This is a genomic window from Acinetobacter sp. YH16038, assembly GCF_013417275.1.
Taxonomy (GTDB): Bacteria; Pseudomonadota; Gammaproteobacteria; order Pseudomonadales; family Moraxellaceae; genus Acinetobacter.
This window is the reverse complement of sequence record NZ_VPEG01000026.1, coordinates 34,644-50,783: the sequence shown is the minus strand read 5'-3', so window position 1 is coordinate 50,783 and position 16,140 is coordinate 34,644. Positions and strand designations below refer to the sequence as shown.

The 16,140-nt window shown below is 42.7% G+C and carries 13 protein-coding genes; 7 read left to right on the top strand and 6 right to left on the bottom strand.

What is annotated here, in order from left to right:
* Positions 1–448: 448 nt before the first annotated feature.
* Positions 449–1,900, bottom strand: a complete 1,452-nt coding sequence (locus tag FTV34_RS12200) for a capsule assembly Wzi family protein (RefSeq protein ID WP_180070350.1) — start codon at positions 1,898–1,900, stop codon at positions 449–451.
* Positions 1,901–2,171: 271 nt separating this feature from the next.
* Positions 2,172–3,698: a lysine--tRNA ligase gene (gene lysS, locus FTV34_RS12195; protein WP_180070348.1), complete on the bottom strand. Its 1,527-nt coding sequence runs from the start codon at positions 3,696–3,698 to the stop codon at positions 2,172–2,174.
* A 387-nt stretch (positions 3,699–4,085) separates the two neighbouring features.
* Between lysS and FTV34_RS12190 the strand changes: the two genes are divergently transcribed.
* Positions 4,086–4,580: a YqiA/YcfP family alpha/beta fold hydrolase gene (locus tag FTV34_RS12190; RefSeq protein ID WP_034704192.1), complete on the top strand. Its 495-nt coding sequence runs from the start codon at positions 4,086–4,088 to the stop codon at positions 4,578–4,580.
* Positions 4,581–4,619: 39 nt separating this feature from the next.
* Here FTV34_RS12190 and FTV34_RS12185 read toward each other — a convergent pair whose 3' ends face one another.
* Positions 4,620–5,162: an adenine phosphoribosyltransferase gene (locus tag FTV34_RS12185; protein WP_004783009.1), complete on the bottom strand. Its 543-nt coding sequence runs from the start codon at positions 5,160–5,162 to the stop codon at positions 4,620–4,622.
* A gap of 478 nt (positions 5,163–5,640) precedes the next feature.
* On the opposite strand from FTV34_RS12185, the gene rubA reads away from it, so the two are divergent.
* From rubA to FTV34_RS12160, 5 genes are all read left to right on the top strand, one after another.
* Entirely contained in the window at positions 5,641–5,805 is a 165-nt protein-coding gene (rubA, locus tag FTV34_RS12180) for a rubredoxin RubA (RefSeq protein WP_004783011.1), read from the top strand.
* Positions 5,806–5,893: 88 nt separating this feature from the next.
* Complete coding sequence (gene rubB / locus FTV34_RS12175) at positions 5,894–7,072, top strand: rubredoxin reductase RubB (protein ID WP_175967056.1); 1,179 nt, start codon at positions 5,894–5,896, stop codon at positions 7,070–7,072.
* 57 nt (positions 7,073–7,129) lie between these two features.
* Complete coding sequence (estB, locus tag FTV34_RS12170) at positions 7,130–8,068, top strand: esterase EstB (RefSeq protein ID WP_218945715.1); 939 nt, start codon at positions 7,130–7,132, stop codon at positions 8,066–8,068.
* A 13-nt stretch (positions 8,069–8,081) separates the two neighbouring features.
* Positions 8,082–8,990, top strand: coding sequence for a LysR family transcriptional regulator OxyR (oxyR, locus tag FTV34_RS12165; protein WP_180010752.1), 909 nt, complete (start codon positions 8,082–8,084; stop codon positions 8,988–8,990).
* Between the two features lie 230 nt (positions 8,991–9,220).
* Entirely contained in the window at positions 9,221–9,817 is a 597-nt protein-coding gene (locus FTV34_RS12160; protein ID WP_180070346.1) for a response regulator transcription factor, read from the top strand.
* Positions 9,818–9,865: 48 nt separating this feature from the next.
* On the opposite strand, the gene ppk1 is transcribed toward FTV34_RS12160, so the two are convergent.
* Positions 9,866–11,947 (bottom strand): polyphosphate kinase 1, encoded by a 2,082-nt coding sequence (ppk1, locus tag FTV34_RS12155; RefSeq protein WP_125279201.1) that lies wholly within the window; start codon positions 11,945–11,947, stop codon positions 9,866–9,868.
* A 111-nt stretch (positions 11,948–12,058) separates the two neighbouring features.
* Positions 12,059–12,733 (bottom strand): monofunctional biosynthetic peptidoglycan transglycosylase, encoded by a 675-nt coding sequence (mtgA, locus tag FTV34_RS12150; RefSeq protein WP_180016784.1) that lies wholly within the window; start codon positions 12,731–12,733, stop codon positions 12,059–12,061.
* 77 nt (positions 12,734–12,810) lie between these two features.
* Here mtgA and FTV34_RS12145 point away from each other — a divergent pair, with 77 nt between their 5' ends.
* A complete protein-coding gene (locus FTV34_RS12145; RefSeq protein ID WP_180053149.1) occupies positions 12,811–13,641 on the top strand; it encodes a rhomboid family intramembrane serine protease in 831 nt (276 codons plus the stop codon).
* A gap of 3 nt (positions 13,642–13,644) precedes the next feature.
* Here FTV34_RS12145 and FTV34_RS12140 read toward each other — a convergent pair whose 3' ends face one another.
* On the bottom strand, positions 13,645–16,140 hold the full coding sequence (locus tag FTV34_RS12140; RefSeq protein WP_180070344.1) for an ABC transporter permease: 2,496 nt from the start codon (positions 16,138–16,140) through the stop codon (positions 13,645–13,647).

Here is a 16,140-nt window from a genome sequence, read left to right as displayed (position 1 = left end):
AAGTGAAGGTAAAGAATGTTGAAGGGTGCAATCTAAATTTTCAGATAAAGTCATAAAAAAATGAGCGTATTTACATACACTCATTTTTACTACATTTTACTAATATTTGCTTAACTGACTGGCATTACTTCATAAAGGGCTTTTTTTATTTAAGGCCAAAATGCGCAAAAATAAGACAAGTTTCCACACAGATTCTTCATAGTTTTAACCTTATTTAACATCTATTAACATGAATACTGATGACTCGCATGAGAATGAGTCCTAATATATTTACATACAGTAAGGAATCAAATTTAACTCTCTCCACAGTTAATCTTGATTTAGTTTTGAAAGAAACTTCCTTTTTCTACGCAATGACAACCCCAATCATTGCGTTTTTTTTGTCTGTAATTTTTGAAAATATAAAAAAATCCTGCCAGATGAGCAGGATTTTGTTGTGTCTTGAATATTAATATTTGAACAAGCCTTTTTCTAATGGAATTTCAATTCCAATAGAGGCACCGCCATCCTGACCATTTACATCTGAGTCACTTATCCAGGCATTAATTTTAAGTGGCATTTCTGGACGAATATAATGCGACCAGGTGACATCTAGTGCTTTAATTTCATCATCAAAAGCAAAAGCAGCATTATTTAAACTTGCACGTTCAGACTGATTCACTTCAGCAAACAATACCCGCCCAGATAAACGGTTCATCGGGTCAAAACGGATATCACCACCTACTGAAACCATCTGTGCATCACCACCTAAAGCATGTGCCAGCGGATAACCATGCTGATAAAAACCATCAGTATAATTGGTATGGTTATAAGAAATACCTCGCACCTTGCCGTTAGTACGTGTATCTGCCCATTCTGTATAAAGTTGATATGGCATATTTCTTACAGTCGAAGAATAGTCTATTCCAGCCAGATACATTTTCTTCGCAGGCAGACCACCCGCTTCATCTTCACCTACATATTGCCCATAGAAGCCCATAGGTACCTGTGTCAAAGGAAACAGGTTCAGGCGTGCATCGAAACCCGCAATCTGGTTTGATGGGTCAGGTTCACCCGTACCACCATTATCTTTATTCCCGACAAAAGCATCCCATAATGAACTTAAGCTTTCAGGACGTCCTTCCCCACCCCATTGAATCGCACGAGAAGCACCTAGCTCCAGGTAAGATAAAGGTTGTGCTGTTACACGAAGGCCAATAAGTTTGGCATCTGGAACGGCAGTATAATCATCCAATTGGCCTGCAAAAGCCTGATATTGCCACGGTCCAATCCAGGACAGCCATTTAGTTTCAAAAGCTGTTTGTTCTGCACGCTGTGCCATAAAGCCATATACTGGGCGGCTAGCATCGCCACGAATCAAGCTGCCATCATGTCCTGGACCCCAATAGGTCGGAATTTGGCCGGCAATCAGCCATTGATTCCAGAGTTTCCCTGCTAGATAAGATCCTTCCAGATTCACATCCTGATCATTCTCAATTTGTCGATCTTTTTCGGCATTAACCCGGAGTTTGGCATCCCAGTTTTTGCCGCCTGCATTAAACTCTAAAGCTGCCTGAAATTGTGCCTTTTGCTGATCGCCAAAGGCTTGAGGAATATCTTTTGGATCACTTTCCGCAAATAAGCCTACTTTGAGCTGCTGATTGTCTGCTGTTAATTTTGCCAGAACTGAATCAATAACACGTTGTTGTACTTTGTTACTCACTTGTGCATTGGATAGAGCACGTTGAATTTCATCACCACTGAGCGGCCAGGTCGAGGTACTGATCTGGATCACCCCTTGCTGGTTTAACCAGTTCAAGTCAGTACGAAGATTTGCATCATTCAGAACCAGCCCTTGAGCAAAAACAGGAAGTGAAAGTGTCGTAAGAAGTACACTTAATAATGGTTTTTTTAGAAACATGGGATCAATATTCTCAAGTTTATTTTTGCCTAACCATAGATATTTCAAAAACAATATTCAATGGCGAAACTGTATCAGTATAATATGAAACCCTAGATTTAATTGACTTTCAAAATAATAAATCGCTTCGAGAAATGAGAAAGAAATACAAAAATGAAATTACAAATGTAAAAAATAGAATGAAATAATGCTGGGTTTTAATTTTATTTAAAATAAATACTGAACACATAAAAAAGGCAGTTTTAAAAACTGCCTTTTTTCGAATAAGTCATTAGTGTTTATGACGCATATGCGGGAATAAGATTACATCACGGATACTTGGTGCATTCGCAAAGATCATCACCAGACGGTCAATACCGATCCCTTCACCTGCTGTAGGAGGCAGACCATATTCCAGAGCTTCAATGAAGTCAGCATCATAGTGCATTGCTTCATCATCACCCGCATCTTTCTCAGCAACCTGTGCCTGGAAGCGTTCAGCTTGATCAATCGGGTCATTTAATTCTGAGAAGCCATTTGCCAGTTCACGACCACCGATAAAGAATTCAAAACGGTCTGTAATATGCGGATTTTGATCATTACGGCGAGCTAGTGGAGAAGTTTCCGCTGGATATTCAGTCACGAATGTAGGCTGACGTAGTTGAGTTTCTACCGTTTCTTCAAATACGATGGTTTGCAGTTTACCCAGACCAAAACCTGGTTTTACCTGTTCTTTCAGTTCTTCCTGAATGAATTTCGCCAGGAACTCACGGTCATTGACATTTTCTGGAGTGAACTGTGGATTGTGCTCAAGAATGGCGTCAAACATTGAGATCTTTTTAAATGGTCCTTTGAAGCTAAAGACTTCATCGCCATAAGGCACATCAGTGGTACCCAGAATATCAATTGCCAGTTTTTCCAGCATTTGCTCTGTCAATTCCATCAGGTCTTTGTAATCTGCATACGCCTGGTAGAATTCGATCATAGTGAATTCAGGGTTATGACGAGTAGAAACACCTTCATTACGGAAGTTACGGTTAATTTCGAATACGCGCTCGAAACCACCCACAACCAGACGTTTCAAATAAAGCTCAGGTGCAATACGCAGGAACAACGGCATATCCAGTGCATTATGATGCGTTTCAAATGGACGCGCAGATGCTCCACCAGGAATTACGTGCATCATCGGGGTTTCAACTTCCATAAAACGTTTGTCGTTCAGGAAGCTACGAATACCGGCAACAACTTTGGCACGAACTTCAAAAGTTTTACGGGTTTCTTCATTCACGATCAGATCAAGATAACGTTTACGATACTTCACTTCAGTATCAGTTAAACCGTGGAACTTGTCTGGAAGTGGACGTAATGATTTAGTCAGTAATTCAAAATGCTCGATATGAACATACAGGTCACCTTTACCAGAACGACCGATATAACCTTCAACCGCAATGATATCGCCCAGATCCAGGCCTTTGATCATTGCAAGTACTTCTGGCTCAAGTTCTTTACGTGGAACATAAAGCTGAATACGACCGGTCATATCCTGAATCACGATGAATGAACCGCGGTTCAACATCACACGACCTGCTACTTTTACATGAACGTGTTCGCCAGCTTCAATTTCTTCTTTAGATTTATCAGCAAACTGGTCTTGTAAGTCTTGCGCATAATGTTCACGTTTAAATGTGTTTGGCCATGGGCTAACACCAGTTTCTTTTGCGTGGTCTTGAATCTGCTTTAACTTGGCATGACGCTGTGCAATTAAATCGTTTTCGGAAATGATTTGTTCAGAAGTCGATTGAGCGTTATTTTGCGTCATCACTGCCTCGGATAAGATTAGTTAAAAAATAGAAGTTGCATAGAATAGCAGAAATCTGCATCAAATCGTAGCGTAAACACTTCCCACACGTGGCTTTTCTTGAGAAAAATTTCTGGATATATGAAATTTTTAAAAACAAATGATTTTCATTATTTTCAGTTTCGAATTTTATGATTGGTTTTTTTAGAATATTGCCCAACTTTTGTTAGATGAAAGTCCAAGACCTCAATCCTCTGCACAAATTCTGCCTTTATATCCCATATCAGCTTAGACCAATAGCTAACTGCTTCCTCGAAATAGACGTTTTACAATAATGACCATATTAGAAGGTGGTGTTTTAACACCCTGACCACGACTTTGCCATGTCCGATAAAAATGAGTAAAAATATGTCTAAAATATTGTTTTTTCATGGCTTGGATTCGTCAAAACAGTCCACGAAATTTCATGCAATTGATGCAATGCATAAATATTGTATAGATGTGGATTATCGCAATCTGAGCTACCAGTCGGTAGCCGATTTCTACCACGAAATGGTTGAAACCATTAAACCGGATATTCTGGTCGGACACAGTCTGGGCGGTTATTGGGCGCTAAAAATGTCACAAGCTCATCAAATCCCTTGTGTGATCGCGAATCCTAGCTTGCAACCAAATTTCCGCGATGATTATCCTGCGATTTGTGACAGTGATTTACAGCATGATATTCCGCAAATGGCCTATCTGGAATTAGGTGATGAAATTCTGGATATGCATGCAGCACAGGCACAGCTTGAAGATTATATGCAAATTCATGCCATTGAAGGTGGTCATCATCGTCTGGAACATCCCGAACAGATTAACGACCTGATTCAGGAAATTGAATATCATTTTATCCGGCAATAAAAAAGCCCCAATAGTTGGGGCTTTTTTGATCATTCAGACTTAAGCAACTGCAGCTTCAGGCTGGGATTTATCGTCAAGTACTGACCAGATGTCCAAGCCTAATTCACCGTGTAAATCTGGCAGATCAAGGAAGATGCTCGCACCTAGAACCTGATGCTGACATTTCTCAGCCAATTCATGAACTGCTTTCAATGTACCACCAGTTGCCAGTACATCATCCACAATAATCACTTTTTGTCCCTGAACTTCTGCAGACATTTCCAGACGGTCCAGACCATATTCAAGGCTATAACCTACACCTACGACTGGAGGTGGCAATTTACCTGCTTTACGAACCAGTAATAAGCCTTTGCCAGTACGCTGCGCCAACAGGCTTGCCAGCACAAAACCACGTGCTTCCACTGCCACAAAGCTGTCTACTTCAGCAAGCTTTTCTTCAGGAATGCTGGCAATCAAAGCATCAGTTAATGGACCCAGATTATTCATGAATAATGGAGTCAAATCAAAGAAACAAATGCCTGGTTTTGGGAAATTCTGGACAGTACGAATGTGAGACCACAGAGAAGTAGACAAATTGCTCATGGGAGATCTTTAAACAAGGAAAGGAATAGGTGAATTTTAAACTAAATTAACAATGTGTAACAACAACGACTGTGCAATATTAAAGCAGAAAATAATAATAACCAATTGATTTAAATATATAAATTTATTTTAAAAAATATTTAATAAAGACTTTGCTGAGTCTAAGTTAACTGATTTTAATCATTTTTTCTGCCCGACTTTGGTCTACAACTTAAAATCTAAGCCAGAAACGTGTTTTATAAAACTAAAAATACAACTCTTTGCCTCACCTTAAATATATTTCTAGTAATGAAATATCTAGTGACTGACCTTTCTGCTGTTAATTTCACTGATTAAACTTTTATTCGCTTTACTTTATGAATAGAACTGCGTAAAAATTTAGCCAAATATGTTTACTATTAAAAGTCATATTCTTTAGGGTCTTGCCATTTGTGGATTTTAAGCTGACAGCTACAGTTGGTCAGTTTTGGAGAGTTATATGAAAAAATATCAATGCATCGTTTGTGGATGGATTTATGACGAGGCAGAAGGTTGGCCTCAGGACGGAATCGTTCCTGGAACCAAATGGGAAGATATTCCTGATGACTGGACTTGTCCGGATTGTGGTGTTTCTAAAGTCGATTTTGAAATGATTGAAATCTAATCATGTTCTTTTAAAGACCATATTGAATGGTCTTTTTTATGTCCTTTATACCTGAAAAAAACTAATTTAAAAAAGCATGGAGAATCGTATGCATCCTATCGTCATCATTGGTTCGGGCATGGCGGGTTATGCTGTTGCCCGTGAGTTTCGCAAACTCAACCCAGACCATGAACTTGTCATGATTTGTGCTGATGATGCGACTAATTATGCAAAACCTACGCTTTCTAATGCTTTAGCAGGAAACAAAGCGCCAGAACACATCCCTTTGGGTGATGCAGAAAAAATGTCAGCACAGCTGAAAATGCGCATCGAAAAAAACACCTGGGTCAAAGTGATTCATCCTGAACAACATCAGCTAACTTTAGAAAAAGACGGTCAGGAAAGCACACAGGATTATTCTAAACTGGTGCTAGCTGTAGGTGCCAATCCAGTACGCCTAGCCATTGCCGGTGATGCCAGCGACGATATTCATATGGTCAATAACCTGACTGATTATAAAGCTTTCCGTCATAATCTGGCAGCACGTGAGGATAAACGCGTGGTGATTTTAGGCGCAGGCTTGATCGGTTGTGAATTTGCCAATGACCTGCAGCATACTAATCATCAGGTCACCGTGATTGATCTGGCACCCCAGCCTTTAGGTCGCTTATTACCAGCTCATGTCGCAGATGCTTTCCAGCAAAATCTTGAAGAGACGGGCATTCATTTTGTACTGGGGACAACAGTCGAAAAAGTCTCTAAAGTTGAAAATGGTGATTATCTGGTAACACTTGCCAATGGCCAGTCGGTAGTGGCTGATGTGGTGCTCTCTGCTGTAGGCTTACAACCGAATATTTCTGTGGCAAAAGAAGCCGATATCCATACCAGTCGCGGGATTCTGACCAATACAAAACTAGAAACCAATCAACCGGATATTTATGCAGTAGGCGACTGTGCGGAAGTAAATGGAATGCTTTTGCCATATGTCATGCCAATCATGCAGCAGGCTCGTGCCCTGTCTAAAACATTGAATGGCGAACATACTGCAGTCCATTATCCAGCAATGCCAGTTGCTGTAAAAACACCAGCTGCGCCATTGACTGTCCTTCCCGCTCCGGTAGATGTCGAAGTAACTTGGGAAAATGAAGAGTTTGATGACGGTATGCTGGCCAAAGCCTTTGATGCCAGCGGTACTTTACGTGGTTTTGTCCTGCTCGGTGCCACTGCTGCCAAACAACGCCTGGCATTGACCAAGCAGGTTCCTGACTTGATTCCAGCTACAGTTTAGATGTTTAATACAAAGGACATTTTTTAAGCGAAATGTCCTTTAATCAGGAAATACATCATGCATAGTGCCCTGCAGTTCAATCATTCTCCGTATACCGCTTTCATGCGTGAAACCAAGGCCGATCTTGGCAATGGCATCGAATTGCACGTGGAAGTCGGAGGAAATCCTGAACACCCGACCATTCTGCTGATTATGGGACTTGGGGCACAGATGCTGTACTGGCCGGACTTCTTCTGTAAATCCCTCATTGATCAGGGCTATCATCTGGTGCGTTTTGACAACCGGGATATTGGTTTATCTTCCAAAATTCACCATAAAGGGCCTCGCTTAAACACTTTAAAAATGATGAGCCGTTTTGTACTGGGTTTAGGCAATCAGGGCGCGCCTTATACGCTGTACGATATGGCAGATGATGTACATCTTCTGATTGAAAAAATGGGACTGGGTCAGGTCTATGTGCTCGGTGCCTCTATGGGCGGCATGATTGCCCAGATTCTGGCCGCACGTTATCCTGACAAAGTTAAAAAAATGGGTTTACTGTTTACCAGTAATAACCAGCCACTGTTACCTCCGCCTTTTCCAAAGCAACTCTTTAGTTTAATTGACAAACCCGCTTCCACAGATGAAGATGGCATTGTCGATCATAGCTTGAAGCTGTTTAATATTATTGGCTCGCCGGGTTATGTGAATCATCTGGAAGCGATTCAGACCGCCCGTAAGTTATATAAGCGAAGTTACCATCCAGCGGGTGTACTTCAACAGTTTTTAGCAATATTATGTACGGGTTCATTGCTGCAACTGGACAAGCAAATCCAACAAGAGACCCTGGTGGTTCATGGTGCTCGTGACAGATTGCTGCCTCCTAGTCATGGTAAGGCTGTTGCAAAAGCAATTTCAGGGGCTAAATTTGAATTAATTGATGGAATGGGGCATGATATCCCTCCGCATTTTATTCCATATCTTAGCGAATTATTTGCTGATCATTTTAAATCATAAACATTAGGACACTATGGCTGCATTACCATCCCTAAGACAGCTGTCATACCTCGTAACACTGTCTGAGACGCTGCATTTTACAGAAGCTGCTCGCCGCTCATTTGTTACCCAGTCAACTTTGTCTGGCGGTATTATGGAGCTGGAGCGTTTACTCGGTGGCGTTCTTGTTGAACGCGATCGCCAGAATGTACGTTTAACGCCGCTTGGTGAACAAGTGGTTGCACGTGCCCGTGTTCTACTGGCTGATGCTCAGGACTTAATGCGTTTAAGTCGTGAAATGAGTGAACCATTAACCGGTGATCTGCATCTTGGCGTTATTCCAACCATTGCCCCTTTCATCCTGTCGCAATTTCTGGATGAAGTGCATCAGCAGCTACCGAAAATTCAGCTACATTTACATGAAGCTCAAAGTGAGAAAATTGTAGAGAAACTGGAGCATGGTAATCTGGATATGGTGGTGCTAGCGCTGCCTTTCGATACCCGTAGCCTGAAAGTTGCTGAAATTGCCAAAGAGAATCTGTATCTGGTACATCACAAATCTGACCAGAATGCGGCTCAAGCCAAGTCTCTGGAAGATCTGGATCTGTCTCGCCTGATGCTGCTTGAAGAAGGCCATTGCTTGCGTGATCATGCATTGAGTGCCTGCCCGATTGGTGAGCGTAAAAATGATCATCGCCTGAAAGCAAGTTCATTACCGACGTTGATCGAAATGGTGTCTGCTGATCTTGGTTTTACCTTGTTGCCTGAAATCGCGCTGCATACCAATATGATCAAAGCCAATCCGGATCTGCGCATCAATCCAATCAATGCTGCACCAAGCCGTACTCTGGCGCTGGTCACTCGTAAGAGCACACCGTTACAAAGCGAATTTGATGTGTTATTACAAATTTTGCAAAAAATTACTGCCCATGATGCAACTTAATTAAGCCCTAAGAAAAAAGGAGCACTTAGATTGCTCCTTTTTTATTGCCTACGTCTTCTGATAAATTTAATTTTTATAAATTCAGTCAATTAAAATGATTCAAAACCAATTTTTAAACTTTAACTATTTATAATATATAAAAATTAAATCCCTATTTCTGGGGATTGGCATTGATAATAATTTAAGCCAAAATACATCTGTATATTAATTACTCTCAGGATAAGATTTCTTTGGCCTCATTTTTGCCTGCACCCGTATTATTGGTGCAACCTTATCCACCCCCGCTCTCTTCCAATCTTGATCTTGCATTGCTACAGCTCGGTTATCAACCGGATATGCTGTCCTATACCGATCATCTGTCTGCTCAATCCCATATTGAACAGTATCTTCCCAATCTCGTGTTATATGAGATTCATGAGAAAGTACAGCTTAAGAATTTTAATGTAATTCAAGCACGAATCCAGATTCCTCATCTGATTGCAGTTTTAGCTGATGATTCAGCTGAAATGATTAATTTACTCTTGTCATCTGGCGTGGATCGATATCTGATTGCATCGCATCCTGTTTCAAAAGTAGTAGCAGGCCTGAAAATCATCCTACGAGGTGGTGCCTACCTACATCCTGAATTAGCCCGTTATTTAGTGAGTCAGGAAACAAAAATACATTTTTTAAATCAGACTGAAGTACAGATTTTAAAGTATTTCAGCCAAGACCTGACTTTGGCCGAAATTCAAAACAGATTAAGTCTGCACGATTACCAGATTTATGCTGCTATTCGCAAAATCTATCAAAAACTCGCGAATCCATTTATCCATTCTCAAAATTAACAAAATATAAAAAAGGCTGAATTATCAGCCTTTTTAGTTTGCATAGAGTTATTTAAAGGTTTCTAACAAGGTACGCTGTGCATTATGCGGTTGTTCACCTTCAGCGACTTGAGCACGCACCCAGGTTCCATCTCCCTGTAACAACCAGGCCTGTTGATTGTCTTTCAGGTAATTTAATAAACCTTGCTGGTAAATACGTTTCTTTAATACTTCATCTTCGATCGGGAAACAGGCTTCTACACGATTAAACAGGTTGCGATCCATCCAGTCTGCGCTTGAGCAATAAATGCGGGAATTACCATTATTACTAAAATAAAATACGCGCGTATGTTCCAGGAAACGGCCGACGATTGAACGTACCCGAATATTCTCTGAAAGTCCCGGCAAGCCTGGACGTAGACAACAAATCGAGCGGATAATCAGATCAATCTGTACACCTGCTTGAGAAGCTTCATAAAGTTTGTTGATCAGTTGCAGTTCAGTTAAAGCATTGACCTTCACGATAATCTGGGCTTTCTTGCCCGCTTTAGCATTGGCAATTTCATTATCAATATAGTTGATGAGCTGGGCATGCAAGGTAAATGGCGCATGGAGCAGCTTTTTCAGCTTGGCCATTTTCCCCATTCCAGTCAATTCCTGGAAGATACGATGCACATCTTCACATAGATCTTTGTCCGTGGTTAAGAGACCATAGTCGGTATAAATTCGCGCATTGCCGGCATGATAGTTCCCGGTTCCCAGATGTACATAACGCACCAGCTTGTTATTTTCTCGGCGTACCACCAGAATCATTTTGGCATGAGTTTTATAGCCGACAATGCCATAGACCACGACAGCCCCCGCCTCTTGCAATACATTAGCAACTGCAATATTGGATTCCTCATCAAAACGAGCACGCAGCTCAATGACCGCAGTAACTTCCTTACCATTACGGGCCGCCTCTGCCAGCACCTGCACGATCTCGGAATCTGGACCACTACGATACAATGTCTGCTTGATTGCCAGTACCTGAGGGTCACGTGCTGCTTCACGTAACAGCGTAATCACTGGTGCAAAAGATTCAAATGGATGATGTAGCAAAATATCCTGCTTCTGCATGGCACTGAAAACATTTTCAGATTTCTTCAGTACTTTAGGCAGAATTGGCGTATGTGAATCATAACGTAGATGTGGACGTTTGAAGTTGGACAGTAACCGCGCCAGATTAACCGGTCCTGCCACTTTATAGAGCTGTTCTTCATCCAGATCAAATTCTTCCAGCAGATATTCATAAATATGCTGCGGACAATTTTCAGTCACTTCCAGACGGACTGCACGACCAAAACGGCGCGAACTTAGCTCGCCTTTTAAGGCTTTGGCCAGGTCTTCAACATCTTCATTTAAGGCCAGATCGGCATTCCGGGTAACACGGAACTGATAGCAGCCAGTCGCGGTCATGCCCGGGAACAGGTCAGACACATGTTCATGAATGATGGCGGATAACATCACATGATGTTCTTTACCATCAGTCAGTTCATCCGGTAAACGCACAACACGTGGCAATGAACGTGGCGCAGGAACAACCGCAAGATCAATCTGACGGCCAAAGGCATCTTTCCCTTCGAGCGTCACAATAAAATTCAGGGATTTATTCACCAGACGTGGGAATGGATGTGCCGGATCAAGGCTAATAGGCGTAAGAACTGGAGCAACCTGTTCCTGAAAATATTTTTTCACCCAGGCCGATTGTGCCGGTGTTAGCTCTCCACGGCGCAAGAAGCAGATATCTTCCTCACGCAGTTTAGGCAAAATCTCTTCATTTAAAATACGGTACTGACGTTCAATGGCGGCATGTGCAGTTTCGGCAATCTGCTCTAATACTTGTTTTGGCGTCAAACCATCTGGACTGCGGCTTTCATTGCCCAAATCCAGTTGTTCCATGACGCCAGCCACACGAATTTCAAAAAACTCATCTAAATTACGTGAAAAGATCAGTAGAAAATTCATGCGTTCCAGCAAAGGATGCAGAGGATCAACCGCCTGTTCCAGCACTCGCAAATGGAAATCCAGAATAGACAGTTCACGATTAATGTAACGATCATTATAAGTATATTCGGTTGGTGCCGAAGTCGTACTGGCTGCCGTATTCATATCAAACCTACGCTATTTTCAAGTCTTGCTTATTGCTTTTAGTATGCTTCAAATTAATGACATTTTCATAAAAAAAGCCCAAATATTTGGGCTTTATCTTGATATTTTTATTTAAGGGATTTCAGCATAGCGCATATAACGCTGAATCATACGTTTACGTGCTTTTAGGGCTGATGCATTACGATGATCTTCAAAATATTTTGGATTGGTGAGAATCGCTGCCAGGAAGATGGCCTGATCACGAGTCAGGCGCTCTGCAGTCTTACCAAAATAATGTTTGGCTGCCGCTTCTGCTCCATAGATATTGTCTCCAAACTCAATCGAATTTAAATACACTTCCAGAATACGCTCTTTAGACCACATGCGTTCCATCATCCAGGTCGCGACAGCTTCCTGACCTTTACGCAGGAATGAACGCTTGTTGACGAGGAACAGGTTTTTAGCCAGCTGCTGGGAAATGGTTGACCCTCCTGCCACAACACGGCCTTCATTCTTGTTACGGCTGAGTGCAGTCTGAATACCATCCCAGTCAAAGCCATGATGGTGCATGAATTTTCCATCTTCTGCCGTCACTACCGCCTGCTTGAGATTGGTACTGATTTCATCATAAGGGCGCCACTGATGTTGAATGGGCTTGGAGGGTTCAGTCCAATAATCGATCCGCATCATCATGGTGGTATTCACCGGATTGGTTCGCCACCAGGCTAAACTTGCAAAAATCCACAGTTGAACAAGTAGAATCACACTGACAATCACGAGAAGGGTGCGAGTCAGAAAGGCTTTCATGTCAGTGCGTTACTCCTGAAAATTCAATTTTTCGTGTTAAGCTTATTCGAAATATACAATCACAGCAAAAAAATAGCATGCCTGAATATTCTCCCCCAACAACACATCGCAAACTGGAAATGCAGCTCTGGTGGATGACCGCACTCCTGATCTGTATCAATGTCGGCCTGTTTGGCTGGCAGGTTCTGAATGGAATGGACATCACACAGCCAAGTTCTCCAGATGCCATTCGCTGGGGAGCAGATTATGCACCTTTAACGTATTTAGCGGAACCCATACGCCTGTTTAGTAGCATGTTTTTTCATTTTGGCTTAATTCACCTGATGTTGAATATGTGGGCACTGTATATTTTTGGTAGTGTCGCTGAACAAATTTTTGGCCGGATCTATTTTACAGGTCTTTATATTTGTGCCGGCCTGATGGGTAGTTTGCTCAGTGGCTATATGAGTATCCAGGACAGTTATGCCTTAATCGAAGGCGGTGTAGCCAATCCTGGCTTATTGCCGGGTGTTAGTGCGGGTGCTTCGGGTGCAGTCATGGGTCTCGGTGCCTCCCTGACTGTTCTATCTTTACTGCCAATGTTGCCCCGTCAGCCTTTTATTCTGGATAAAAAAACGCTCGTAATGATCATGGGCCTTAACCTGGCGATGGGCTTTATGATCAGCGGAATTAACAATGCCGCACATATTGGCGGCATGATCATGGGGGCCGGACTAACAGCGCTCTGGTATCTTGGTCAGAAAATGCAGCGTGGCCGTTTGGTCAGTCTGGTTGCCTTACTGCTCGGCGTCGCTGCCTGTATCGTGCTGTATCAATATAATCTGGCTTTGCTTGAACCGATCCGCCCACTCTGGCAAGAGATTTTACAAATGCTACAACAGCAGTTGGCCGATCAACCTGCGAAATGAATCTTATTGATTCATCTCACGCAGGCTTTGTAAAGGTGGAATTTCGGAAAGATAACTCAGACGATAACGCCCGATCAGGGTACATAATACAGTCATAAACACAGGCAGGATAATCCAGATTTCCCAATGAGGCTGGATGATCAGATCCATCTTATAGCTGGCAATGGCGCTGATCACTTCTGCAAACAGACATGAAACAATACCGGCGAATAGTCCGATAAAACCGATTTCCAGACTCATCATGGTTTTCAGCTTCTGTTTGGAACTACCAAAAGACCGGAGCAAAGCCACTTCACGTTTACGTTCATCCATGAGCAGGTTTAGACAGGCCATCAGTACCAGAAAACCGGATACACTGACCAGCACAGCCAGAATGGTAATGATCTGTACCAGCACATTCACAATTCGTTTGATTTCTTCCAGAATCAGGCTGACATCAATAAATACCGTATTCGAAAAACGCTGAACCAGATTCACCAGTTTATCTTTGTCTGTTTCCGGTACATAGAAGCTGCCCAGATAACTGCCCGCATTGGCATCCATAGTATTTGGTGCAAAGATAAAGAAGAAGTTTGGACTAAAACTCTCCCACTCTACCGTTCTGAGATTCACCACTTTGGCTTCGAGTATGCCTTCAGGCAGGCTAAAGTTGAGCTTATCTCCCAGTTTGATGCCCAGCTCTTGTGCAGTATTGGCTTCGACCGAAACCTCACCCGGCTGTTTCAATCCTGCCTCCCCCTGAACAATCACATTATCCTGAGGATAGCGATCCGACTGGGTCAGATTCAGTTCACGTCTTAAGGTATTACTCTTTTTGACCAGTTCAGCAGCAAAAGGATGATCATTTTTCGCTACCAGACGCCCGCGAATATTGGGATAAAGCGGCGTGCTTTTCCAGCCATTCTGTTCTAACTGAGCTTTTAAGTCAGGCATATCAAAAGGCGGCAGACCATAAACAAACTGGTTGGGTGTCCCTTCCGGCAACTGTTGCTGCCATCGATCAAGTAAATCTGTACGCAGTACAGCCAGCACACTAATCAAACTGAGTCCTAAAGCTAAGGCAGTAATCTGTAAAGCGGTCTGATACGGTGTCCGTACATAGGCAGACAGATTGAATTTCAGATTACGCAGCAGTTTTAAAATACTCCAGACCGTAAAATACAGAACAGCACAAAGCAGAATAATGGCCCCAATCACCCAAGCTGTCAGCACGATATTTTCCGTTAAAATCACACTGAAAATAATCAGACTTAAGGTTCCGGTCAGTAACATCCACAACATCGAATGGACGGATTTTTCCTGCTGACGAATGACCCGAATCGGAGGAGTATTTAAGAGTTGAAACAGACTGGGCATGACAAAGCCCAGTAACACCACTGCACTGGTCAGCATGGCAATTGGCAAGGGCCCCAGCAGCATCGCCGTAGCAGAGAACTCAAGCTGCAAGTTTGGAATCAGCTGTAGCATGAGCTGCAGCAAGCCATAACCCAATGCAACACCTATCACGCTACCAATCAACATGGCGATTAAAAGCACTAAACCCAGCAAAGCCAGATAAGCGGCCAGAATCTGATTTTTGGTCGCGCCAATACAACGCATCAGGGCAATATGATCCTGGTTCTGCTGTACATAACGTTGTGCGGTTAAAGCAATGGCAATCCCGCATAATAAAATGGTGAGAATATTCGCCAGTTGCAGAAAAGTATCCAGATTGGCAATTGGTTTCATTAAACGGGTATTGCCTTCGCTGGCATTACGCAAGCGTAGACTGCCCTGCTGTTCCAGTTCTTGTCCCTCAACCTCAGCATCTGCTTCATCTGAAGTCCCATTTTCAGATTTTATCTTCTGCTTGAACCAGGTTTCATATTGCCGGGTATCGGCTGGATGACCCGCCATTAGTAAGCGGTAATCAATCCGGCTACCGACCTGAATCGCATTGGTGCGCGCCACTTCTGACTGAGCAATAATCACAGTCGGCGAAAAGCCAGAAAAACCCAGCTCCTGATTAGAATCCTGCTCAATTTTTGCAGTAACCTTAAATTTGGCATCGGCGATATTCAGTTCATCACCCAGTTTGACCTTGAGCAGATCCATGGCCCGTGAACTCAGCCAGATTTCCCCCGCTTGGATTTTATCTGCTGCAGGCTGAACCCGTAGCTCTCCTCGTAAAGGAAAAGCCTGATCAATAGCCTTAACATTGACCATGACAAACTGATCATTGGTATAAGCCATCGTACTGAAAAATGTGACTTCAGATTGCTGTAAATCGAGCTGCCTGGCCTGATCACGCCATTCCTGAGCTAGCGGCTCATTATCAGAAAGTACCAAATCTCCCGCCAGCATTTCAGCTGCCTGTAAAGCAACGGCGTTCTGAATCTGTTCATTACTGAACTTGAGCGCCGTTGTGGCGCTAATGGCTAAGGTCAAAGCAATAATCAACAGATAAATCCCTGTCGTATTAAAACTTTGTCTGAGTAAAGGACGAAACAGATGCTGCAT

Coding starts and splice junctions, on each gene's coding strand:
- oxyR (WP_180010752.1), top strand. CDS start 8,082: ATGGCTGCATTACCATCCCTAAGACAGCTGTCATACCTCGTAACACTG.
- ppk1 (WP_125279201.1), bottom strand. CDS start 11,947: ATGAATACGGCAGCCAGTACGACTTCGGCACCAACCGAATATACTTAT.
- FTV34_RS12200 (WP_180070350.1), bottom strand. CDS start 1,900: ATGTTTCTAAAAAAACCATTATTAAGTGTACTTCTTACGACACTTTCA.
- lysS (WP_180070348.1), bottom strand. CDS start 3,698: ATGACGCAAAATAACGCTCAATCGACTTCTGAACAAATCATTTCCGAA.
- rubA (WP_004783011.1), top strand. CDS start 5,641: ATGAAAAAATATCAATGCATCGTTTGTGGATGGATTTATGACGAGGCA.
- mtgA (WP_180016784.1), bottom strand. CDS start 12,733: ATGAAAGCCTTTCTGACTCGCACCCTTCTCGTGATTGTCAGTGTGATT.
- FTV34_RS12190 (WP_034704192.1), top strand. CDS start 4,086: ATGTCTAAAATATTGTTTTTTCATGGCTTGGATTCGTCAAAACAGTCC.
- FTV34_RS12145 (WP_180053149.1), top strand. CDS start 12,811: ATGCCTGAATATTCTCCCCCAACAACACATCGCAAACTGGAAATGCAG.
- rubB (WP_175967056.1), top strand. CDS start 5,894: ATGCATCCTATCGTCATCATTGGTTCGGGCATGGCGGGTTATGCTGTT.
- estB (WP_218945715.1), top strand. CDS start 7,130: ATGCATAGTGCCCTGCAGTTCAATCATTCTCCGTATACCGCTTTCATG.
- FTV34_RS12140 (WP_180070344.1), bottom strand. CDS start 16,140: ATGCAGCATCTGTTTCGTCCTTTACTCAGACAAAGTTTTAATACGACA.
- FTV34_RS12185 (WP_004783009.1), bottom strand. CDS start 5,162: ATGAGCAATTTGTCTACTTCTCTGTGGTCTCACATTCGTACTGTCCAG.